This is a genomic window from Polaromonas sp. Polasp52, assembly GCF_059491565.1.
Window position 1 is genome coordinate 3232899 of sequence record NZ_CP168513.1, and the last position, 22751, is coordinate 3255649.

21 protein-coding genes are annotated in these 22751 nt (G+C 66.3%); 13 read left to right on the forward strand and 8 right to left on the reverse strand.

Annotated features, from left to right (window positions below):
* Positions 1 to 5: 5 nt before the first annotated feature.
* The 10 genes from murD (at position 6) to ACEN9P_RS15140 (ending at position 11380) form a co-directional block, all read left to right on the forward strand.
* Positions 6 to 1826, forward strand: a complete 1821-nt coding sequence (gene murD, locus ACEN9P_RS15095; RefSeq protein ID WP_495619707.1) for a UDP-N-acetylmuramoyl-L-alanine--D-glutamate ligase — start codon at positions 6 to 8, stop codon at positions 1824 to 1826.
* Positions 1823 to 3091: a putative lipid II flippase FtsW gene (gene ftsW, locus ACEN9P_RS15100; RefSeq protein ID WP_074576195.1), complete on the forward strand. Its 1269-nt coding sequence runs from the start codon at positions 1823 to 1825 to the stop codon at positions 3089 to 3091. Before murD ends, ftsW begins: the two co-directional genes overlap by 4 nt.
* A complete protein-coding gene (murG, locus tag ACEN9P_RS15105) occupies positions 3088 to 4170 on the forward strand; it encodes an undecaprenyldiphospho-muramoylpentapeptide beta-N-acetylglucosaminyltransferase (RefSeq protein ID WP_495619708.1) in 1083 nt (360 codons plus the stop codon). The genes ftsW and murG overlap by 4 nt, the downstream gene beginning before the upstream one ends.
* Positions 4167 to 5576 carry a UDP-N-acetylmuramate--L-alanine ligase gene (gene murC, locus ACEN9P_RS15110; RefSeq protein WP_477661437.1) on the forward strand — a complete coding sequence of 470 codons (1410 nt, stop codon included), beginning with the start codon at positions 4167 to 4169 and terminating at the stop codon, positions 5574 to 5576. Before murG ends, murC begins: the two co-directional genes overlap by 4 nt.
* Positions 5573 to 6550 (forward strand): D-alanine--D-alanine ligase, encoded by a 978-nt coding sequence (locus tag ACEN9P_RS15115; protein WP_477661436.1) that lies wholly within the window; start codon positions 5573 to 5575, stop codon positions 6548 to 6550. The genes murC and ACEN9P_RS15115 overlap by 4 nt, the downstream gene beginning before the upstream one ends.
* Positions 6551 to 6564: 14 nt before the next feature.
* Positions 6565 to 7350, forward strand: a complete 786-nt coding sequence (locus tag ACEN9P_RS15120) for a cell division protein FtsQ/DivIB (RefSeq protein ID WP_477661435.1) — start codon at positions 6565 to 6567, stop codon at positions 7348 to 7350.
* A 4-nt stretch (positions 7351 to 7354) separates the two neighbouring features.
* On the forward strand, positions 7355 to 8584 hold the full coding sequence (gene ftsA, locus ACEN9P_RS15125) for a cell division protein FtsA (protein WP_007864797.1): 1230 nt from the start codon (positions 7355 to 7357) through the stop codon (positions 8582 to 8584).
* Between the two features lie 149 nt (positions 8585 to 8733).
* Positions 8734 to 9963 (forward strand): cell division protein FtsZ, encoded by a 1230-nt coding sequence (ftsZ, locus tag ACEN9P_RS15130; RefSeq protein ID WP_477661434.1) that lies wholly within the window; start codon positions 8734 to 8736, stop codon positions 9961 to 9963.
* Positions 9964 to 10255: 292 nt separating this feature from the next.
* Positions 10256 to 11179, forward strand: a complete 924-nt coding sequence (gene lpxC, locus ACEN9P_RS15135) for a UDP-3-O-acyl-N-acetylglucosamine deacetylase (RefSeq protein ID WP_007864807.1) — start codon at positions 10256 to 10258, stop codon at positions 11177 to 11179.
* 24 nt (positions 11180 to 11203) lie between these two features.
* Positions 11204 to 11380 carry a hypothetical protein gene (locus tag ACEN9P_RS15140; RefSeq protein ID WP_007864810.1) on the forward strand — a complete coding sequence of 59 codons (177 nt, stop codon included), beginning with the start codon at positions 11204 to 11206 and terminating at the stop codon, positions 11378 to 11380.
* Between the two features lie 9 nt (positions 11381 to 11389).
* Here ACEN9P_RS15140 and ruvC read toward each other — a convergent pair whose 3' ends face one another.
* The 8 genes from ruvC to ACEN9P_RS15180 all read right to left on the reverse strand — a co-directional run bounded on the left by ruvC (position 11390) and on the right by ACEN9P_RS15180 (position 18790).
* On the reverse strand, positions 11390 to 11938 hold the full coding sequence (ruvC, locus tag ACEN9P_RS15145) for a crossover junction endodeoxyribonuclease RuvC (RefSeq protein WP_477661433.1): 549 nt from the start codon (positions 11936 to 11938) through the stop codon (positions 11390 to 11392).
* Between the two features lie 14 nt (positions 11939 to 11952).
* Positions 11953 to 12933 (reverse strand): phosphatidate cytidylyltransferase, encoded by a 981-nt coding sequence (locus ACEN9P_RS15150; RefSeq protein WP_477661432.1) that lies wholly within the window; start codon positions 12931 to 12933, stop codon positions 11953 to 11955.
* Positions 12933 to 13565, reverse strand: coding sequence for a lysophospholipid acyltransferase family protein (locus ACEN9P_RS15155; RefSeq protein WP_477712431.1), 633 nt, complete (start codon positions 13563 to 13565; stop codon positions 12933 to 12935). The genes ACEN9P_RS15150 and ACEN9P_RS15155 overlap by 1 nt, the downstream gene beginning before the upstream one ends.
* Positions 13566 to 13587: 22 nt before the next feature.
* Positions 13588 to 14337 (reverse strand): transglycosylase domain-containing protein, encoded by a 750-nt coding sequence (locus tag ACEN9P_RS15160; protein WP_477661430.1) that lies wholly within the window; start codon positions 14335 to 14337, stop codon positions 13588 to 13590.
* On the reverse strand, positions 14334 to 15173 hold the full coding sequence (aroE, locus tag ACEN9P_RS15165; RefSeq protein WP_495619709.1) for a shikimate dehydrogenase: 840 nt from the start codon (positions 15171 to 15173) through the stop codon (positions 14334 to 14336). Before aroE ends, ACEN9P_RS15160 begins: the two co-directional genes overlap by 4 nt.
* 6 nt (positions 15174 to 15179) lie before the next feature.
* Positions 15180 to 16028 (reverse strand): TonB family protein, encoded by an 849-nt coding sequence (locus ACEN9P_RS15170; protein ID WP_477700916.1) that lies wholly within the window; start codon positions 16026 to 16028, stop codon positions 15180 to 15182.
* Positions 16029 to 16066: 38 nt separating this feature from the next.
* Positions 16067 to 18127 (reverse strand): ribonuclease catalytic domain-containing protein, encoded by a 2061-nt coding sequence (locus ACEN9P_RS15175; RefSeq protein ID WP_495619710.1) that lies wholly within the window; start codon positions 18125 to 18127, stop codon positions 16067 to 16069.
* A gap of 66 nt (positions 18128 to 18193) precedes the next feature.
* A complete protein-coding gene (locus ACEN9P_RS15180) occupies positions 18194 to 18790 on the reverse strand; it encodes a YqiA/YcfP family alpha/beta fold hydrolase (RefSeq protein ID WP_495619711.1) in 597 nt (198 codons plus the stop codon).
* A gap of 64 nt (positions 18791 to 18854) precedes the next feature.
* Here ACEN9P_RS15180 and rodA point away from each other — a divergent pair, with 64 nt between their 5' ends.
* The 3 genes from rodA (at position 18855) to tldD (ending at position 22508) form a co-directional block, all read left to right on the forward strand.
* Positions 18855 to 20009 (forward strand): rod shape-determining protein RodA, encoded by a 1155-nt coding sequence (gene rodA, locus ACEN9P_RS15185; RefSeq protein WP_477661425.1) that lies wholly within the window; start codon positions 18855 to 18857, stop codon positions 20007 to 20009.
* Positions 20010 to 20019: 10 nt separating this feature from the next.
* A complete protein-coding gene (locus tag ACEN9P_RS15190; RefSeq protein ID WP_495619712.1) occupies positions 20020 to 20901 on the forward strand; it encodes an NAD(P)-dependent oxidoreductase in 882 nt (293 codons plus the stop codon).
* 83 nt (positions 20902 to 20984) lie between these two features.
* Complete coding sequence (gene tldD / locus ACEN9P_RS15195; protein WP_495619713.1) at positions 20985 to 22508, forward strand: metalloprotease TldD; 1524 nt, start codon at positions 20985 to 20987, stop codon at positions 22506 to 22508.
* Positions 22509 to 22751 lie beyond the last annotated feature (243 nt).

Here is a 22751-nt window from a genome sequence, read left to right on the forward strand (position 1 = left end):
CAGGCATGCGGCATTTACAAGACCAAACCGTATTGATCCTGGGGCTGGGCGCGTCCGGCCTGGCCATGGCGCGCTGGTGCGCCCGCCATGGGGCGCATGTGACGGTCGCCGACACGCGCGAAGCGCCGCCCTTGCTGGCCACGCTGCGCGAGGAATTGCCGGGCGTCGCTTTTGTCGGCGGCGCCTTTACGCCGGAACTCGTGCAGGGCACGGCCGTGCGCGCCGTCTACCGCTCGCCCGGGCTGGCGCCCGCGACCATCGCCCCCGTGGCCGATGCCGCGCGCGCCATGGGCCTGCCCGTGGGCGGCGAGCTGGATTTGTTCGCGCGGGCCTTGGCGGATTTGCGCGAGCCGTCGGCCGCCGAAGCGGCCGAATCGCCCGCCGAATCGCCTGCATCCCCCGAGGTGCCAGCCGAGGCTCCCTCGCCTGATGCAGCCGATGTGGCTGCCATGCCCGAAGCGGCCGAGGCGGTTGGCGAAAGCGCCCCGCCGGTTGAGGCTCCTGATGTAGCGGATGAGCCTGAAGGCGAGGCCGCCCTGGCAGCCGAGGTTTCGGGCGACACGCATGAAGCCAGCATGGCGCTTGCCGCGGATGCCGTTCCGGCTCCCGATGAAGCCGGCGAAGAATCGGCGCTGCCCGCCCTGCTGGCATTGGCCCAGGTTGAGCCCGAGCCGGGTTACCGGCCGGCGGTGCTGGCCATCACCGGCACCAACGGCAAGACCACCGTGACCTCGCTGCTGGGCCAGCTGGTGCAGCGCGCCGGCAAGACCGTGGCCGTGGCGGGCAATATAGGCCCGACGCTGCTGGACACGCTGTCGGCCCACATGGATGCGCAAACCCTGCCGCAGGTCTGGGTGCTGGAGCTGTCCAGTTTCCAGCTGGCCGACGTGCAGGGCTTCGAGCCCACGGCCGCCGTGGTGCTCAATATCACGCAGGACCACCTCGACTGGCACGGCGACATGGATGCTTACGTCGCGGCCAAGGCCAAGGTGTTCGGCAACAGCACCTTCATGCTGCTCAACCGTGACGACCCGCGCGTGATGGCCATGCTGCCGCCGCCCGTCAAGGTGCGCCTGAAAGCGCCGCAGCTACGCCCCCATGCCACCTTCGGCGCGGGCGAGCCGCAACGCCCCGGCGACTACGGCATTGAGACCGTCAACGGCATGACCTGGCTGGTACGTGCCGCCGAAGCCGACGAAACCATCAAGCGTCGCAAGGACGAAGAGGTGGAGCTGCACGTGCAGCGCCTGATGCCCATCGAGGCCCTGCGCATACGCGGGCGGCACAACGCCACCAACGCCCTGGCGGCACTGGGCCTGGCCGTGGCCGCGAGCTGCACCCTGGCGCCCATGCTGCACGGCTTGCGCGAATACCGCGGCGAGCCGCATCGCGTGGAGTCGGTGGCCGTGGTCAAGGATGTCGAGTACTTCGACGACAGCAAGGGCACCAATGTGGGCGCCACCGTGGCGGCGCTCACGGGGCTGGGCCTGGAACGCAAGCTGGTGCTTATCCTGGGCGGCGAAGGCAAGGGGCAGGATTTCTCGCCGCTGGCCGACCCGGTGCAGCGCCATGTGCGCGCCGTGGTGCTGATAGGGCGCGACGCGCCCCTGATCAAGGACGTCCTGCCGCGCAACATCCCGACGTTCGATGCCGCGTCGATGGAGGAGGCCGTCACCCTGGCGGCGCAGCAGGCCCAGACCGGCGACGCCGTGCTGATGTCGCCGGCCTGCGCCAGCTTCGACATGTTTGACAACTACGAGCACCGCGCGCGCGTCTTTTGCGATGCGGTGCAGGCGCTGGCCCGCGACCAGGGGGAGGTGCTGTGACGGCTGCCGCGCGCCTTTCCGGCCGGTTTTCGGGCTGGTTCTCCGGCTTCGGCAAGGCCGCGGCCGACGTGCTGCCGGTGCGCCTGGGCGGGCAGAGCCTGTCGCGCACGCTGGCGGCGCCGCCCGTGCGCATGGCCGGCTTTGACCAGGCGTTGCTCTGGGTCACGGTGGCCCTGCTGATGTGGGGCCTGGTCATGGTGTATTCGGCCTCCGTGGCCATGCCCGACAACCCCAAGTTCGCGCGGTATGCCCACACCCATTTTGTGGTGCGCCATATGCTGTCGCTGGTCGTTGCCTTCATCGCCGCCGTGCTCGCCTTCCAGGTGCCGCTGGCGACCTGGGAGAAGCTCGCGCCCTGGCTGTTCGTGGTCTCCCTGCTGCTGCTGATCCTGGTGCTGGTGCCCTTCATCGGCAAGGGCGTCAACGGCGCCCGCCGCTGGATCTCGCTGGGCATCATGAATTTCCAGCCCTCGGAACTCGCGAAGTTCGCGGTGCTGCTTTATGCGGCCGACTACATGGTGCGCAAGATGGAAGTCAAGGAGCGCTTCTTCCGCGCCGTCATGCCCATGGCGATTGCCATCGCCATCGTCGGCCTGCTGCTGCTGGCCGAGCCCGACATGGGCGCCTTCATGGTGATCTCCGTCATTGCCATGGGCATCCTGTTCCTGGGCGGCGTCAATGCACGCATGTTTTTTGTCATCGCGGCCGTGGTGGTGGTGGCTTTCAGCCTGATGGTGATGCTCAGCGAATGGCGGCGCGAGCGGATTTTTGCCTACCTCGATCCCTGGAGTGATAAATATTCCATGGGCAAGGGTTACCAGCTCTCCCACTCGCTGATCGCCTTCGGCCGCGGCGAGATCTTCGGCGTGGGCCTGGGCGGCAGCATTGAAAAGCTGCACTGGCTGCCCGAGGCGCACACCGACTTCCTGATGGCCGTCATCGGCGAGGAGTTCGGCCTGCTCGGCGTGCTGGCGGTGATAGGCCTCTTCATGTGGATGACGCGCCGCATCATGCACATAGGCCGCCAGTCGATCGCGCTGGATCGCCTCTTCGCCGGCCTGGTGGCGCAGGGCGTGGGCATCTGGATGGGTTTCCAGACCTTTATCAACATCGGCGTGAACCTGGGCGCCTTGCCGACCAAGGGCCTCACGCTGCCCTTGATGAGTTACGGCGGTTCGGCCATTTTGATGAACCTGGTGGCGCTGGCGGTGGTGCTGAGGATTGACTACGAGAATCGCACCCTCATGAGGGGAGGCCGCGCATGAGCAAGCAACACTGCGCTCTTGTGATGGCCGGCGGAACCGGCGGCCACATCTTCCCGGGCCTGGCTGTGGCCGAGGCCCTGCGCGATCGCGGCTGGCGCGTGCACTGGCTGGGCGGCCTGGGCAGCGCAAGCCGGCCCAGCATGGAGAGCCAGCTGGTGCCGCCGCGCGGCTTCGCGTTCGAGCACATCGATTTTTCCGGCGTGCGCGGCAAAGGGCCGGCGACGCTGGTGTTGCTGCCGCTGCGCCTGCTCAAGGCCTTCTGGCAAAGCATACAGGTGGTGCGCCGCGTCAAGCCCGACGTGGTGGTGGGCCTGGGCGGCTACATCAGTTTTCCGGCCGGCATGATGAGCGTGCTGCTGGGCAAGCCGCTGGTGCTGCATGAGCAGAACTCGGTCGCCGGCATGGTCAACAAGGTGCTGGCCGGCGTGGCCGACCGCGTCTTCACGGCTTTCCCGAATGTGTTCCGCAAGGGCGAATGGATAGGCAACCCGCTGCGGCCGGCCTTCACGCGCCAGCCCGGCCCGGTCCAGCGTTTCACCGACCGGGGCGGCCCGCTCAAGCTGCTGGTGGTGGGCGGCAGCCTGGGCGCGCGCGGCCTCAATGAACTCGTGCCCAAGGCACTGGCGCTGATTCCCGCCGGTGAGCGCCCGCAGGTCACGCACCAGAGCGGCGCCCAGCAGATCGACGAGTTGCGCGCCAATTACGCGGCCGCCGGCGTGCAGGCCGAACTCACGCCCTTTATTGAAGACACCGCGCAGGCTTTTGCCGATGCCGACCTCATCATCTGCCGCGCCGGCGCCAGCACGGTGACCGAGATCGCGGCCGTGGGCGCGGCCGCGATCTTTGTGCCTTTCTCGGCCGCCGTGGACGACCACCAGACCGCCAATGCGAAGTTCCTGGTGGACCAGGGCGGCGGCTGGCTGATCCAGCAGCGTGAACTCACGCCGGAGAAGCTGGCGAACATCCTCAAAACCACTGGGCGCTACACCCTTCTGGAACGCGCCCTTCAGGCCAAGACCATGCAAAAAACCGAAGCCACCGCCCGTATGGTGGCTGCCTGCGAGGAACTGGCGAAATGAAACACGCTATCAAGAACATCCATTTCATCGGCCTGGGCGGCGCCGGCATGTCCGGTATTGCCGAGGTGCTGCACAACCTCGGTTACGCCATCTCCGGTTCCGACCTGTCGGACAGCGCCACCTTGCAGCGCCTGGCAAAACTCGGCATCAAGACTTTTGTCGGCCATGCGGCGGGCAACCTCGCCATGGTCGACGCGGTGGTGACCTCCACCGCGGTGCAGCCCGACAACCCCGAGGTGCTGGCGGCACGTGAAAAACGCATTCCCGTGGTGCCGCGCGCGCTGATGCTGGCCGAGCTGATGCGCCTGAAGCAAGGCATCGCCATCGCGGGCACGCACGGCAAGACCACCACCACCAGCCTGGTGGCCAGCGTGCTGGCCGAAGGCGGCCTGGACCCGACCTTTGTGATCGGCGGGCGCCTGAACAGCGCGGGCGCCAACGCCAAGCTCGGCTCGGGCGACTACATCGTGGTCGAGGCCGACGAGTCCGACGCCTCCTTCCTGAATCTGCTGCCGGTAATGGCCGTCGTCACCAACATCGACGCCGACCACATGGAGACCTACGGCCACGACTTCGGCAACCTCAAAAAGGCTTTTGTCGACTTCCTGCACCGCATGCCGTTTTACGGCACGGCCATCCTGTGCACCGACGACCCCGCCGTGCGCGACATCGTGCCGCAGGTCTCCTGCCCCATCACCAGCTACGGCTTCGGCGAGGACGCGCAGGTGCGCGCCGTCAACGTGCGGCCCGTGGGCGCGCAAATGCATTTCACGGCGCAGCGGCGCAACGGCGTCACCCTGCCCGACCTGGAGGTGGTGCTCAATCTGGCGGGCGAACACAACGTGCTCAACGCGCTGTCGGCGATTGCCATCGCGGTCGAGCTCAATGTGCCCGACGCGGCGGTGCAAAAAGCGCTGGCGGATTTCCGCGGCGTGGGCCGGCGCTTCCAGAGCTACGGCGACATGCCGGCCAAAGGCGGCGGGCAGTTCACCGTGATCGAGGACTACGGCCACCACCCGGTGGAAATGGCCGCGACGCTGGCCGCCGCGCGCGGCGCCTTTCCGGGCCGCCGCCTGGTGCTGGCCTTCCAGCCGCACCGCTACACGCGCACGCGCGACTGCTTTGAGGATTTCGTCAAGGTCATAGGCCAGGCCGACGCCGTGCTGCTGTCCGAGGTGTATGCCGCCGGCGAGCCGCCCATCGTCGCGGCCGACGGCCGTTCGCTGGCGCGCGCGCTGCGCGTAGCCGGCAAGGTCGAGCCCGTCTTTGTGGACGAGATCGAAGCCATGCCGCAGGCGATTGTGGACAACGCCCTGGGCGGCGACGTGGTGATGTGCATGGGCGCCGGCTCCATAGGCCAGGTGCCCGCCAGGGTGGCCGAGATGCTGGAAGGAACGCGGGCATGAAACAGAACTCTCCCAATTTTGGCAAGGTCGCCGTCCTCATGGGCGGCCAGTCGGCCGAACGCGAGGTCTCGCTGATGTCGGGCAGCGGCGTGCTCAAGGCGCTGCGCTCGCGCGGCGTGGACGCCCATGCCTTCGATCCGGCGGAGCGCGACCTCGCCGAGCTCAAAAAAGAAGGCTTTGAACGCTGCTTCATCGCCCTGCACGGCCGCTTCGGCGAAGACGGCACGGTACAGGGCGCGCTGGAACTGCTGGGCATTCCCTACACCGGCTCGGGCGTCATGGCCTCCAGCATGGCCATCGACAAGGTCATGACCAAGCGCGTGATGATTTCCGAAGGCTTGCCGACGCCCCAGTACCGTCTGCTGCGCCGCGGCGCTTACGGCGCGGCCGATATCGCCGCCGTGCCCGATGCGCTGGGGCTGCCGCTCATCGTCAAACCCGCGCGCGAGGGTTCTTCGATAGGCCTGACCAAGGTCACCCGCCGCGAAGGCATGGCCGAGGCCGTGGCCCAGGCCGAAAAACTCGATGCCGACGTGCTGTGCGAGCAGTTCATCAGCGGCGACGAAGTGACCTGCCCGGTGCTGGGCACCGGCGCCGGCGCGCATGCGCTGCCGGTGATACGCATCGTCGCGCCGGACGGCAACTACGACTACCAGAACAAGTATTTCACCGACACCACGCAGTACCTGGTGCCCTGCGGGCTTCCCGAGGGTGAAGAGGCCGTCATCCAGCAGCTGGTGCTGGATGCTTTCCGCATCCTCAATTGCCGCGGCTGGGCGCGTGCCGACGTGATGATAGACAAGGCCACGCGCAAGCCCTACCTGCTGGAGATCAACACCTCGCCCGGCATGACCGGCCACTCGCTGGTGCCCATGTCCGCGCGCGCGGCCGGCATTTCTTACGAAGACCTGTGCGTCGAGGTGCTCAAGACCGCCACGCTGGACCACCAGAAACAGGGGGGAGGCGCCACTTGAAGCGCAGAACGCCTATGCCCACCGCCATGCCGCTGGACGTCAAGCTCATGAACACCTTCTCGGTGGTCCTGGGCCTGGCGTTTGCCGCCATGGTCGTGGCGCTGGGCGTCGCCTGGGTGCTGCGCCAGTCGCTGTTCAGCCTGAGCGCGATCCGTGTGCAGGGCGATCTGATGCACAACAACGCGGTCACGCTGCGCGCCAACGTGGCGCCGCGGCTGGCCGGCAATTTCTTCACGGTGGACCTGGCCGCCACGCGCGCGGTGTTCGAGTCCGTGCCCTGGGTACGGCGGGCGCTGGTGCAGCGCGAATTCCCGAATCGCCTCAAGGTGGTGCTGCAGGAACACAAGCCGGTGGCCTTCTGGGGCGCCGAAGGTGACGCGCGGCTGGTCAACAATTTTGGCGAGGTGTTCGAAGCCAACCAGGGCGACGTGGAGTCGGAAGACCTGCCGTTGCTCAACGGCCCGCCCGGACAGGCGCCCTTGGTGCTGCAGGCCTACCAGACGCTGGGGCCCTTGTTCGACGAGACGGACGCCACGCTGGAGCAACTGCAGCTCAGCGGCCAGGGCGGCTGGCGTGCGCAGCTCGACAGCGGCGCCGTGATCGAACTCGGCCACGGCTCGCTGCCGGAAATCGAGGCGCGCACGCGCCGCTTTATCGCCACGGTGACGCAGGTGTCGTCGCGCTACGGAAGGGACCTGGAGTCCGCCGACCTGCGTTACGCCAACGGTTATGCGATCAGGCTCAGGGGGGTGACCACGGGCAACCCCGCCGACAAAGAAGACGGAAAGAAAAAAAGGTAAACATATGGCCAAGGAATACAAGGATCTGGTGGTTGGGCTGGACATCGGCACCAGCAAGGTCATGGCCGTGGTGGCCGAGGTCATGCCGGGCGGCGAGCTCAAACTCGCGGGCCTGGGCATCGCGTCCAGCAACGGCTTGAAGCGCGGCGTGGTGGTCAACATCGACGCCACGGTGCAGAGCATCCAGCAGGCCTTGAAGGAGGCCGAGCTGATGGCCGACTGCAAGATCGCCCGTGTCTATACCGGCATCACCGGCAGCCACATACGCGGCATCAACTCCAGCGGTATGGTGGCGGTCAAGGACAAGGAAGTCACCCAGGCCGACGTGGCGCGCGTGATCGAGACGGCCAAGGCCATCAACATCTCGACCGACCAGCGCCTGCTGCTGGTCGAGCCGCAGGAGTTCGTCATCGACGGCCAGGACGTGCGCGAACCCATAGGCATGAGCGGCATACGCCTGGAGGCCAAGGTGCACATCGTGACCGGCGCGCAGAGCGCGGCCGAGAACATCATCAAGTGTGTGCGGCGCTGCGGCCTGGAAGTGGACCAGCTGATGCTCAACCCGCTGGCCTCCAGCCTGGCGGTGCTCACGCAGGATGAGCAGGAGCTCGGCGTGGCGCTGGTCGACATAGGCGCGGGCACCACCGACGTCGCGATTTTCACCGGCGGCGCCATCCGGCACACCGCGGTGATCCCGATCGCCGGCGACCTGATCACGAGCGACATCGCCATGGCGCTGCGCACGCCCACCAAGGACGCCGAGGACATCAAGGTGGAAAGCGGCTACGCCAAACAGCTGCTGGCCGACCCGGACACCCAGGTGGAAGTCCCGGGCCTGGGCGACCGCGGCCCGCGCATGCTGAGCAAGCAGGCGCTGGCCGGCGTCATCGAGCCGCGCATCGAGGAGATTTTCTCGCTGGTCCAGCAGGTGATACGCGAGTCGGGCTATGAAGAGGTGCTGTCTTCCGGCATCGTCATCACCGGCGGCAGCGCCGTCATGCCCGGCATGGTGGAGCTCGGCGAGGACATTTTCCTCAAGCCGGTGCGTCGCGGCATACCGCGCTACTCCAGCGCGCTGTCGGACATGGTGGCGCAGGCGCGGGCCTCCACCGTCATGGGCCTGCTCGAAGAGGCCCGGCTGGCCCGCATGCGGGGCTACAAGGTGTCGCAAAAGGCGGGCAGCGTGCACAACGCCTTCGGCCGCGTCAAAGACTGGTTTGTGGGGAACTTCTGACCATGAAAACCTATTCCACTTTTATCGGCAGGCCCTCGCGTTGCATGCATTCGGGCGGGGCGGACCCCCCTGCGTGAGACAGCCGTGTCAACCATAAATACAAATTTCCAATTATTGGCAACTGCAGTTTATTGATTAGGAGGCTCCCAATGAGCATCGAAATGATTGAAATCGAAGAATTCAACCAGGGCACACAGATCAAGGTGATCGGTGTGGGCGGCGGCGGCGGCAATGCCGTCGGGCACATGATCGAATGCGGCGTGCAAGGCGTCGAATTCATCTGCGCCAACACGGACGCGCAGGCGCTCAGCCGCGGCAGCGCGCACAAGACCATCCAGCTGGGCAGCAGCGGCCTGGGCGCGGGCAGCAAGCCCGACAAGGGCCGCGACGCGGCCGAAGTGGCGGCGGACGACATCCGCAGCGCGATCGACGGTGCGCACATGCTGTTCATCACCGCCGGCATGGGCGGCGGCACGGGCACCGGTGCCGCGCCGGTGATCGCGCGCATCGCCAAGGAGATGGGCATCCTGACGGTCGGCGTGGTGACCAAGCCTTTCGAGTTCGAAGGCGGCCGCCGCATGACGAATGCCGACCTGGGCCTGGCCGAGCTCGAGGCCAACGTCGACTCGCTGATCGTGGTGCTCAATGAGAAGCTGCTCGAAGTGCTGGGCGACGACGTGACGCAGGACGAGGCTTTCGCGCATGCCAACGACGTGCTCAAAAACGCCGTGGGCGGCATTGCCGAAATCATCAATGTGCCCGGCCATGTGAACGTCGACTTCGAGGACGTGCGCACCGTGATGGGTGAGCCCGGCAAGGCCATGATGGGCACGGCCAAGGCCAACGGCCCTGACCGTGCGCGCATCGCCGCCGAGCAGGCCGTGGCCTGCCCGCTGCTGGAAGGCATAGACCTCTCGGGCGCCAAGGGCGTGCTGGTGCTGATCTCGGCGGCCAAGGGCTCGCTCAAACTGAGCGAATCCAAGCTCGCGATGAACACCATACGCGCTTACGCCTCGCCCGATGCGCACGTGATCTACGGCACGGCTTATGACGACGAGCTGGGCGACGAGATCCGCGTGACCGTGGTCGCGACGGGCCTGTCGCGCCAGGGCATGCGCCGCCATGCGCCGCCGCTGCAGGTGCTGCGCACCGGCACCGACAACGTGCCTTTCAACGTGCCCACGCTGAACACGGCGGCCGGTGCTACCGGCGCGCCGCAGATGGCCACGGGTGCGGCCCAGCCGGATTACGGAAATATGGCTGTGCCTAGCGTGTGGCGTACGAATCGGACGCAGGCGGCGGCCAAGGTGGATGCACTTGCTTCGGGAGGCATGGACGACTTCGAGATCCCGGCCTTCCTCCGCAAACAAGCCGATTAATGGGTGTAAAGCTACTGCGCAACCCGATCTTGAGGCTGTGGTGCTCACCGTACCTGAGTACGGTTCCGCTCCTCGCCTCAACCTCGGGCTGCTCGCTACGCTTTCCATCCCATTAATCGCAGCCGGAGGAGCATGCTTCGCTCTCCTTGCTTCCATTCGATTAATCGCCGTTGGGTAGTGGGCCGGGCGCGCTTCGCTGAGGTCACTGAGCCGTGGCCAATGCACTGTGCCTATGCCCGGCATTGCTATCCCCTACCCTTGAAATGGCCTTAGGCCAACTAAAATGAGCAGGATGCTTGCCCAAAGAACCCTTAAATCACTGACCAAAGCCGTGGGCGTGGGCCTGCACAGCGGGCAGCGGGTGGAATTGACCTTGCGCCCCGCTGCGCCGGATACGGGCATTGTGTTTCGCCGTGTGGATCTGCCGCAGCCGGTGGACATCGCGATTTCGGCGCAATCGGTGACGGACACGCGGCTGGCGTCCACCATCTCCAGCGGCAGCGCCAAGGTACATACGGTGGAGCATTTGATGTCGGCCTGCGCGGGCCTGGGCATTGACAACCTCTACGTCGACATCACGGCCGAGGAAGTGCCCATCCTGGACGGCTCGGCCTCGTCCTTTGTGTTTTTGCTGCAGTCGGCCGGCATCGAGCTGCAGGCCGCGCCCAAGCGTTTTATCCGTGTGATCAAGCCTGTGGAAGTGCGCGAAGGCGAGGGCGCCAGCACCAAGTGGGCGCGCCTGTCGCCTTATGAAGGCTACAAGCTCAGCTTTGAAATTGATTTTGACCACCCGGCGGTGGACTCCACCGGCCAGCGCGTGGAGTTCGACATGGGCTCGGGCGCCTACTCGCGCGATATCGCGCGGGCCCGCACCTTCGGTTTCACCAAGGACGTGGAGATGATGCGCGCCAACGGCCTGGCCCTGGGCGGCGGGCTGGACAACGCCATCGTGATGGACGACTACAAGGTGCTCAACAGCGACGGCCTGCGCTACAACGACGAGTTCGTGAAGCACAAGATCCTCGACGCCATGGGCGACCTCTACCTGCTGGGCAAGCCGCTGCTGGCCGCCTACAGCGCGTTTCGCTCCGGCCATGCGATGAACAACAAGCTGCTGCGCGAGCTGCTGGCGCACAAGGACGCCTACGAAGTCGTCACCTTTGAAGACGAGAAAAAAGCGCCCCGGGGTTTCGCCACACTGGCGCGCGCCTGGTAGGCGCGGCACTGCCAAGGGCCGCTCATGCTGCTGTTCCGCTGGCTCATCCTGCTGTTTTTGCTGGCCGCCGTGGTGGCCTTCATGTTTTACGCGGGCACCGGGCAGGCGCGCTACAAGCGCTTTGGCCTCATCATCCTCAAGTGGACGCTGATTGCCGCCTTCGGTTTTTTCGCGGTGCTGGTGCTTGAGCGCATCGCGTAGCGTAGCCCCTCAGCGGCTGCGCCCGCCGCGGTAATTCCCCGTCATCTTCGCGCCCGTGCCGCCGGCCTGGGCCAGCCGCGCCATGGCGCTGCCCACGTGGGCATGGGTGATGGCCAGGCCCAGCGCATCGGCCGCATCCTTGCCGGGCAGCGAAGGCAGCTTGAGCAGGCGCATGACCATTTCCTGCACCTCGGCCTTGCCGGCCTTGCCGTAGCCGGCCACGGCCTTCTTGAGCTGCAAGGCGGTGTATTCGGCCACCGACAATTCGCGCGAGACCAGCGCGGTGATGCAGGCGCCGCGCGCCTGGCCCAGCAGCAGGGTGGCTTGCGGGTTGACGTTGACAAAGATGATTTCAACCGAGGCCGCGTCGGGCTTGTAGCGCTCCACCACCTCACACACGCCCTCGAACAGCACCTTGAGCCGGCCAGGCAGGTCGGCGCGCTCCAGGTGCGTGGTCTTGATGGTGCCGCTGGCCACATAGCGAAGATGCGGGCCGTCCACGTCGACCACGCCGAAGCCGGAGGTCTGAAGGCCTGGGTCTATGCCTAGGATGCGCATGGCAATTGCCCGGCCTAGAGGCCGAAATACCAGCGGACCGAATGGAAGAAGATGGGCGCGCCGAAGCACAGCGCGTCGACCCGGTCCAGCAGGCCGCTGGCCCCGGTCACGCCCACGCCGCGTTTGCCCCAGTTGGGAATGCCGCGGTCGCGCTTGAGGGCCTTCATCACGAGGTGGCCCAGCGAGCCCGATACGCAGGCGATAAAGGCCATGGCCACGGCCTGCGCGGGCTTGAAGGGCGTGAGGCCCGCGAGCAGGCCGCCCAGCAGGCTGGCCGCCACCACGGCGATCAGCCAGCTGGTCCAGTTGAAGCTCTTGCTCACATTGGGCGCGCTGGGCGGGCGCTGCAGTCTGCGGCCGACCAGGTACTCCACGATCATGCAGCTTTGCACCACGAACACCAGGAAGAACACCAGGAAGGCGTTCTTGCCTTCATAGTTGGGAAATTTCAGCAGCATCAGGGCCGGCACGTGGCTGATGCCGTAGACGCAGACCATGATGCCCCATTGCAGCTTGGCGTTGCGCTCCAGGAAGCGCTGCGGGTCGTCGGCCAGCGCGCTGACCACCGGAATCGCCAGGAAGACGTAGACGGGGATGAACACGGTGACCAGGTCGAAGCGCCGCGTGATCACGAGCGCGAACTGCACCGGCAGCACCACGAAGAAGGCCAGCACCAGGCTTCGGTGGTCGCCCTGGCGCGTGGGCGAGAGCGTGATGAACTCGCGCAGCGCGAAAAACGCGACCAGCCCGAACAGCACGGTGGCCACGGTTTCACCCAGCGTCCAGCCTATCCAGAACACCGTGGACATCAGCCAGGAAGTGCGCAGGACGCCGTTGAACTCCTTGAGCTTCTGGGTGTGCAGGTCGTCCTCGTGCGTGTCCTTGAGCGACATCACGAAGGCGGCCACGCTGATGGCGGTCAGGATGCCGAAGACCAGCACGAACAGCAGGCCGACCTGCTGCGAGGGCGAGAGGTTGCGCAGAAAGGTATTCATCAGGAATCCCGCAGGTCCATCACCGCCTGGCGCGCGCGGGCCAGGAATTCGCCGCGGTCCTCACCGGCGCCCAGGGCAATCGGCGCGCCGAAGGTGACCGAGCACAGGATGGGCACCGGCACGACCTCGCCCTTGGGCATGACGCGCTGCACGTTGTTGATCCAGGCCGGCACCAGCACCACGCCCGGGAACTTGAGCGCCAGGTTGTAGAGGCCGGCCTTGAATTTTTGCGGCTCCTCGTGGTTGCCGCGCGTGCCTTCCGGGAACAGGATGATGGAGTCGCCGTGGGTCAGCGCCTCGATCAGCGGCTCCAGCGGGTCCTGGTCGCCGGTCTTGGCGCGGTCCACATAAATCGCGTTGAACACCGCCGTGGTGATCCACTTTTTGAACGGAGTTTTGGTCCAGTAGTCCTTGGCCGCGATGGGCCGCGTGATGCTGCGCAGTTCTTCGGGCAGGGCCGCCCACATCAGCACCAGGTCGGCATGGCTCTGGTGGTTGGCGAAATAGATGCGCTGCTCGGCCTTGGGCGGGCAGCCTTGCCAGCGTGCCTGCGCGCCGGTCAGCGTGCGGATCAGGCCCAGCAGGAACAGGCCCATGAGCTTGGCCAGCAGGGGAGAAAGCTTGTCGTTCATGGGCTGCTGGCCTTTGGGTGCCTCAAGGCAGTTCCACGCCGCCCATGCGGGCGACGATGGTGCCGGCCCGCGAGGCCAGGTAGCCTGAGTTGGGCCGGGTCTCAAAGTACTTGGGCCGCGGCAGCATCACGGCCAGGCGCGCGGCCTCGTACGCGCTCAGCCTGGCCGCGGGCTTGCGGTAATAGTGCTGGGCGGCCGCCTCGGCGCCGAAAACGCCTTCGCCCCATTCCACGCTGTTGAGATAGATCTCCAGGATGCGCTCCTTGCCCAGCAGCGCTTCCAGCAGCAAGGTCAGCACCAGCTCCTGGCCCTTGCGCAGCAGCGTGCGCTCGCCCGACAAAAACAGGTTTTTGGCCAGTTGCTGCGTGATGGTGGAGCCGCCCACGATCTTCACGGGTTTGGCCGGCGCGGCCGCCGCCCTGGCGGGCGCCAGCCGGCTGGCCGACTGCGCGGCGCGCTGTTCGGCCTTGGCGTTTTTGTCCCAGGCTTTTTCCAGCGCCTCCATGTCGACACCGTCATGCTCGGCAAAGCTGGCGTCTTCGGAGGCGATGACCGCGCGCTTGAGACTGTCGGGCAGCTCGCTATAGGGCACCCATTGCTGGCGCCATTTCAGGGTGCCGGTATTGCGCGCGACCAGGTAGGCTTCAGAGCGCTGGAAGGCGGTGGACTCCGGGTCCACTACGGCCATCAAGGCGATGCGCGCCACAAAAAAAAGCTGCAAGGCCAGGCCGGCCAGCAGGCCCAGCCCGATCAGCCTGAAGAGCGCCTTCATGCCAGCGATGCCCGCATTTCCCGCAGCACCTGCGCCGAAGGCGGGCGTACCTTGCGCCACAGCTCGAAGGCCTCGGCGGCCTGTTCGACCAGCATGCCCAGGCCGTCGCGTGGCACGGCGCCGTTGTCGCGGGCCCAGGCCATGAAGCTGGCGGCCGCGGGGCCGTACATCATGTCGCAGGCCAGCGCGCCGGGTTTGAGCACATCGGCGGCGACCGGCACGCCGGCGCCCGCCAGGCTGCTGGCGCTGGCGTTGATGACCACGTCGAACGCGCCTTGGAGGCCTTCCAGGTCCTGGGCCAGCAGCTCGGTGGCCTGCAGCAGGGGCTGCAGGGACGCGTGCGCCTTGTGGCGCTTGACCAACGCATCGGCCCTGGCCCGTGTGCGGTTGACCAGCACCAGCCGGCGCGGCGCGGCCGCCAGCAGCGGCGCCAGCGCACCGGCGCCCGCGCCGCCCGCGCCTATCAGCAGCACGTCGCGCCCGGCCAGCGAAACGCCGGCGTTGTTCTGGATATCGTTGACCAGGCCCACGCCGTCGGTGTTGTCGGCATGGACGGCGCCGGCCTGCAGCAGCAAGGTGTTGGCCGCCTGCGCGAGCTGCGCCCTGTCGCTGCGCGTGGCGGCGGCCTCAAAAGCATCAAGCTTGAAGGGCACGGTGACGTTGCAACCCTTGACGCCGTCCCGCTGCAGCTGTGCCAGGGTGGCCGCGAAGGATTCCAGCGGCACCAGCAGGCGCTCGTAGCGCAGGGACTGCCCGGTCAGCTCGGCAAAGCGGGCGTGGATCAGCGGCGACTTGCTGTGAGCGATCGGGTTGCCCAGGACGTAGTACTGATCCATGGGAACCTAGCGGCTTGTGAGTTTGGTTTCCAGCGTGTCGTCGCGCGTGAACTTGAAGCGTGACACCACGACGATCTGGTCGGCCTTGCGGCGCATGGCGTCGTTGAAGCGGCCGAAGGGCCCGGTGCCGCGCACAATGCTCTGGGCGCGCCGGTCCAATGTCAGGTTGCCAGAGGTCTGCACCACTTCCGTGTCCAGCACGGTGCCGTCGAAGTTCACGGTGACGATCATGGTGAGCTCGCCGTACAGTTTTTTGCCGGCCTGCTCGGGGAAGTTGACGGTGCCCTTGTCCTCGATCTTGCGGCGCAGCTCATCGTAATAGACGGCGTAGACCTCTTCTCGCGTGGCCGGGCTGATGTAGCGTTTTTTGGGTCGCGCGTTTTCTTCGTTGATGCGGCGTTCGATCTCAGCCAGGATCTTGACCAGGGCCTTGCGTTTTTCCTCGCGCTCGGCCTGGGCCGGGCTGTTGGCGGGTTGGGTCAGGTCGGGCGGCGGCATGGAGGCCAGCTGCTTTTTGATCTGCGCCAGCAGCTGGGTTTGCTGCTCCTGCAGCGACTCGACCTTGCGCTGCGCGTCTTCGGTGGCGTCGCCGAGTTCCATCAGGGCCGAAGGCGGCAGGGGCGAGGTGGCCCGGCCTTTTTCGGCCTCGCCGCCGCCGGCCAGCGAGGCCTGCGCGATCGCCTTGGCGAAGTCGGGCTTTTCATTGGACTTGGCGTTGACCAGGATCACTTCCAGCGGGGTGTCCTGGAACACGCGGTTAAAGCGCTCGGGGTCGACAAAACGCACCGTCAGCAGCACCGCGTGCACGGCGATGGACACGCCCAGGGCAATTTGCAGTGTGCTTGGGTTCTTCACAGAAAGAGATTATCGGGGTTTATGCGCGAAATCCGGTGTCAACCCGCCACCGGAGCCGCGGCGGCGGCGTCGGTTTGTGGCTCATTGACATCGACCGCGATGGAGATCGGGCCGGCGGCCATCTCGGTCTCGCCGTCGTCCTCACCGAGCGGGTCGGGCGATTCGTCAAGTTCCACGTCCAGCCGCTCGGTGACCGTGCCCGACACGTCCAGCGTGATCTCGTCGATCTCGCCCAGCCGCACGCGCACTTTCGCGCCGCGCGGCAAGCCCTGCGCGCCCACGGCCGTGAGCACCAGCGGCAACTCATCGGCGCGCACCAGGTTGTCCTTGAAGGCGGTGGCCACCAGCTCGGTGATGCCGTTTTGCTGCAGGTATTTGAGTGTCCAGTAGCGCTCTATGCCGGCCTGGAAGCCGTTGTAGGCGCTGTAGGCTGCGTCAAAGCCCGAGATGATGGAAAACAGCTCGGCGTCCTTGGGCTTGAAGGGCGCGGCCAGCGCGGCCGTGCGGCCGTGGCGCGCGCAGGCGATGATCTGCCACTGGTTGACCAGGTCGGTGTAGCGGCGCAGCGGCGAGGTGCTCCAGGCATAACTCTTGACGCCTATGCCCGCATGCGGCAAGGCCTTGGTGCCCATGCGCACCTTCACGCCGGGCGCGAGGCTGGCCTGGCTGCGGTAGATGCCGGGCACGCTGTGCTCGGCCAGCCACTGGCCCCAGGTGCTGTTGGCCAGGATCATGGCCTCGGCCACGATCAAATCCAGCGGCGCGCCGCGCTGGCGTGTGCTGATGCTGACGGTTTCGTTGCCTTGGGGTTCGCCGCCCGTGGGGTTGTCCAGGCGGAAGTTGTAATCGGGTCGGTTGAAGTTCTCGGGCTTGCCGCGCACGATTTCACGCTGCGCCTTCAGGTGTTTGGCCAGCCGGTGCAGAAAGGTCAGCTCCACGCCCCACTGCACGCCGGTGGGCGGGCTGCTTTGCGCCGTTTCAAAAAAGGCTTCGGTGAAGGTGCTGTCCAGCATGTCATGGCGCAGGTTGCTGACAATGGGCACCTGTTCCAGCCGCGTGACGCTTTCCTTGATCTCCAGTGTGGCTTCATCGAGCGTGAGGTAGAGCGACAGGGCCGGGCAGTTGCGGCCTTCCTGCAGCGTATAACTTTTGACGATTTCGTCGGGCAGCATGGTCAGCTTGTAGCCTGGCATGTAGACGGTGGACAGCCGCGCGCGGCCCACCGCATCGATGGGGCTGCCGGGCAGCACGGCCAGGCCGGGCGCGGCGATGTGTATGCCCAGGGTGACGGTGCCGCTGCCCAGGCCTTGCACCGACAGCGCATCGTCGATCTCGGTGGTGGCCGAGTCGTCGATGGAAAAGGCCTTGACCTCGGCCAGGGGCAGCTCGTCCTTGACTTCGGGCGCCTGCAGCGCAGGAAAGCCCGTGCCCTTGGGAAAGTTCTCGAACAGGAAACGTTTCCAGTGGAACTGGTAGGGCGAGGCGATGGCGCCGGCCTTCTGCAACAGGTCCAGCGGCGCGGTGTGCGTGGCGCGCGAAGCCTCGACCACGGCCTTGTACTCGGCGCTGTTTTTGTCGGGCTTGAACAGGATTTTGTAGAGCTGCTCGCGCACCGGCGCCGGGCATTCGCCGCGGCCCAGTTCCTCGGCCCAGGCAGTGATTTGCGCCGCCACCTGTTTTTTCTTCTCGATGGCGGCCAGCGCCTGCTGCAGGATGTCGGCGGGCGCCTTCTTGAAGCGGCCCTTGCCGGCGCGGCGGAAGTAGTGCGGCGCATCGTAAAGGCGGAACAGCGCGGCGGCCTGCTGCTCCAGCGTGGCGGGTTTGCCGTCGGCGCTGAAGTAGTCGCGGGCCAGGTCGGCAAAGCCGAATTCGCCTTCGCCGGCGAATTCCCAGGCCAGGTCCAGCTCGATGTCGGCGCTCAGTTTTTGCCCGGCGGCGATGAGCTCGGCGGGTGAGGGTTTCTCGAATTTCAGCAGGGCGTTGACGCCCTTGACCTTGACGCGCTTGCCCGAGTCGAGCTCCACCTGCAGCGAGGCGTCGCTCTCGGACAAAATGCGGCCGGCCAGAAACTTGCCGGCTTCTTCAAACAATACAAACAAAACGGGATCCCTTTGGTGTCTTTGATGACTTGGGGCTAGTGTAATCAGCCCCGTCCAGGGGCAGTTTCAGGCCAGGGCGAGGAAATCCAGGATTTCGGGCACATGCGTGTCGAAGTCGCTCAGCGCATGGTCGCCACCGTCGAGGATGCGCAGCCGGCTGCCCGCATAGCGGGCCGCCATTTCACGCCAGTCCAGCACCTCGTCGCCCTTGGCGACGATGGCCAGGTAGTTTTCAGGCGTTTTCAGCGGCCCGGCGTGCTGGGCTTTGAGTTCATCGACAAAACGCGGCTCGAAGAAAAAGTGCTGGTCCGGGTCGTGCCAGGCGGTTTGCTCGCCGATGTAGCGGGCCAGGTCGCGCGCCGGCTCCACGGCCGGGTTGAGCAGCACGGCTTTGCAGCCCATGCGTTCGGCCACGGCGGTGGCATAAAAACCGCCCAGCGAGGAGCCGACCACGGCCAGGCTCTGGTAGCCGGCTTGCCGTGGCCAGCCGGCGATTTCATCCATGACCCCGCGTAGCGCGGCCTCGGGTGAAGGCGGCAGCTGCGGACACCACCAGTGGACGGCGGGATGGCGCTGCCGCACGATGGCCGCCATTTTCTGGGCCTTCATGGACTGCGGCGAAGAGCGAAAGCCGTGCAGGTAGAGCAGGTGGGTGGTGCGCATGCCGCCATGGTAGACGGGCGCCCACGGTCTTTGGCTCCGGGCCCCCTGGCGGATAATCCCCGGCATGGCTGCCGTTTTCGACAAACCCTCTCTTTACCAGCGAACTTTGCCCCTGCTGCAGGGCTTTGACGGCCTGCTGGCGTTTGCCGTCTTCCTGCTGGCTTGCGCGGGCCTCTTGATCATGTATTCCTCGGGCTATGACCACGGCAGCCGCTTTGTCGACCACGGCCGCAACATGCTGATCGCCGGGGCCATCATGTTTGTGGTGGCACAGGTGCCGCCGCAGCGCCTGATGGCCTTTGCCGTGCCGCTCTACATCGTGGGGGTGACCCTGCTGGTGGCGGTCGCGGTGTTCGGTGTGACCAAAAAAGGCGCCAGGCGCTGGCTCAATGTGGGCGTGGTGATTCAGCCCAGCGAAATCCTCAAGATCGCCATGCCGCTGATGCTGGCCTGGTGGTTCCAGAAGCGCGAGGGCCAACTGCGGCCCCTGGACTTCGTGGCCGCCGTGCTGCTGCTGGCCATGCCGGTGGGCCTGATCATGAAGCAACCCGACCTGGGCACCTCGCTGCTGGTGCTGGCGGCCGGCCTGGCGGTGATCTTTTTCGCGGGCCTGAGCTGGAAGCTGATCCTGCCGCCGGTGCTGCTGGGCCTGGTCGGCGTGTTCCTGGTGGTCTGGTTTGAGCCGCAGATCTGCGCCGACGGCGTGCGCTGGCCCATACTGCACGACTACCAGCAGCAGCGCATCTGCACCCTGCTAGACCCGTCGCGCGACCCGCTGGGCAAGGGCTTTCACATCATCCAGGGCATGATCGCGATCGGTTCGGGCGGCATCACCGGCAAGGGCTTCATGGCCGGCACGCAAACCCACCTGGAGTTCATTCCCGAGCGCACCACCGACTTCATCTTCGCCGCCTATTCCGAGGAGTTCGGCTTGCTGGGCAACCTGCTGCTGATCGCTGGTTTTATCTTCCTGATCCTGCGCGGGCTGGCCATCGCGCTGGAGGCTTCGACCCTGTTCGCGCGCCTGCTGGCGGGGGCGCTGACCATGATCTTTTTCACCTATGCCTTCGTCAATATGGGCATGGTCAGCGGCATCCTGCCGGTGGTGGGCGTGCCCCTGCCCTTTATCAGCTACGGCGGCACCGCCATGGTCACCCTGGGCCTGGCCATAGGCATGCTGATGTCCATTGCCAAGGCCAAGCGCCTGGTGCAGACCTGAGGCCGCCCGCGTGAACGCCCGCAGGGTGACCGTGATCGGCGTGGGCAATATGGGCGGCGGCATGGCGGCCAACCTGCTGGCCAAAGGCTGGGATGTCCAGGTTTGTGACATCGATGCGGCCAAGGCCGCGGCCATGGTGCAACTGGGTGCCACGGCCATTGCCAGCCCCGCGGATGCCGCGGCGGAGTCACAGGCTTTTATCGTCTGCGTGGTCGACGCGGCGCAAACCGAAGAGGTGCTGTTTGGCGTGCAAGGCCTGGGCCGCGTGCTGCGGCCCGGCCATGCCGTGATGCTGTGCCCCACGATTTCTCCGCAGGACGTCGAATCCTTCGCCGCCCGGCTGGCCGAATGCGGCGTGCACACGCTGGACGCCCCCATGTCGGGCGGCCCGGCCCGCGCGCGCGACGGCTCCATGAGCCTGATGCTGGCCTGCACCGGCGAGGTGTATGCCCGGCAGGCCGGCTTGCTGCGGGACCTGTCGGCCAAGGTGTTCCACATCAGCGAAAAACCCGGCGACGGCGCCCGCACCAAGCTGGTCAACAACCTGCTGGCGGGCATCAACCTGGTGGGCGCGGCCGAGGCGCTGGCGCTGGCCGGGAGCCTGGGGCTGGACCTGGCGAAAACCCTGGACGTGATCGAGCAGTCCAGCGGGCAGAGCTGGATAGGCTCGGACCGCATGCGCCGCGCGATTGCCGGCGACTACGCGCCGCGCGCGCATGTGACGCTGCTTGAAAAAGACACGCGGCTGGCCATGGCGGCGGCCCGCGCGGCCGGCTTCGAAGGCCCGCTGGGCGAGCGCGCCAGCCGGGTCTTTGCCGAGGCCCACCGGGCCGGGCTGGCGGCCGAGGACGATGCCGCGCTGTTCAAGCACCTGGGCGGCAAGGGCGGCTGAGCGGGTTTTCGCCCGGTTTTCCCTTGCCTGCGGGCAAAACCCCGCCGCCCCCGGCCCACAGGCAGACTGCCTACAATGGCCGCATGACCTCACTTCGCTCCACCACCGCCTCCGCCCCCAACAAGTCCACGGTCTCTTCGGCCGCCCGGCCTACGGTGGAGTCGACCTCGGGGCGGCTGGAGATCGCGCAGAAACTGTTGCTGGCGCCCTTCGGCCTCACGCAGGCGCACCTGGGCCGCGCGCTCGGTGAAATCACCTCCCATGGCGCGGACGACGCCGACCTGTATTTCCAGTACACCCGCAGTGAAGGCTGGAGCCTGGAAGAGGGCATCGTGAAAACCGGCTCCTTCAGCATCGACCAGGGCGTGGGCGTGCGTGCCGTCAGCGGCGAGAAAACCGCTTTTGCCTATTCCGACGACATTTCCGAAGCCTCGCTGCTGGACGCGGCGCGCACGGTGCGCAGCATTGCCGCCGGCGGCAAAAGCGCCCGCGTGAAGACGCCGGCCGGCCGCATCGCCGGCAGCCGCTCGCTCTACCAGGGGCTGGACCCCATCGCCACGCTGGACAGCACCGCCAAGGTCCAGTTGCTGGAAAAGGTCGAAAAACTCGCCAAGGCCAAGGATCCGCGCATCGTGCAGGTCATGGCGGGCCTCGCCAGCGAATACGACGTGGTCATGGTGGCGCGCGCCGACGGCACGCTGGCCGCCGACGTGCGCCCGCTGGTGCGCCTGAGCGTGACGGTGATCGCCGAGCAGAAAGGCCGGCGCGAAGTCGGCTCGGGCGGCGGCGGCGGCCGTTTCGGCCTGGCCTATTTTGACGATGCGCAGGTCGCCGAATACGTCAATGACGCGGTAAAAGCCGCCCTGACCAACCTCGACGCGCGCCCCGCGCCGGCCGGCGAGATGACGGTGGTGCTGGGTTCGGGCTGGCCCGGCATCCTGCTGCACGAAGCCATAGGCCACGGCCTGGAGGGCGACTTCAACCGCAAGGGCTCCAGTGCCTTTTCCGGGCGCATAGGCCAGCGTGTGGCGGCCAAGGGAGTCACGGTGCTGGATGACGGCACGATTGCCGACCGCCGCGGTTCGCTCAACGTCGACGACGAGGGCAACGCCAGCCAGCGCAACGTCCTGATCGAGGACGGCATCTTGAAGGGCTACATCCAGGATTCGCTGAACGCCCGCCTGATGAAGGTCAAGCCCACCGGCAACGGGCGGCGCGAGAGCTACGCCCACGTGCCCATGCCGCGCATGACCAACACTTACATGCTGGGCGGCGACAAGCAGCCAGAGGAAATCGTGGCCAGCATCAAGAAGGGCCTGTACGCCACCAACTTCGGTGGCGGCCAGGTCGACATCACCTCGGGCAAGTTTGTGTTCTCGGCCAGCGAGGCCTTCTGGGTCGAAAACGGCAAGATTTTGTATCCCGTCAAGGGCGCGACGATTGTCGGCAACGGCCCCGACGCGTTGACCCGCGTCACCATGATGGGCAACGACATGGCCCTGGACAGCGGCGTGGGCACCTGCGGCAAGGAAGGCCAGAGCGTGCCGGTCGGCGTCGGCCAGCCGACCCTGCGCATCGACGGTCTGACGGTGGGCGGAACGGCCTGAACCGGCCGTTTTCGGGGCTTTCGCGGACCTGTGCTACATTCCAGCTTATGAATTTCGGCAAGTTTTATTTTGCTTACTTTTGGTTCTCCAGCGCTTTCGGCGGTAGAGAGATCAAGGCGTGACCCGATAAAACGCACCGAATCTCCAAAAACCGCCGGCTCCCGGCGGTTTTTTTTTGCCCGATTTGTTTGCTGAATGTTTGTACCGAAACCTGAATTGCCCGACTGACACCTGACACCCTAG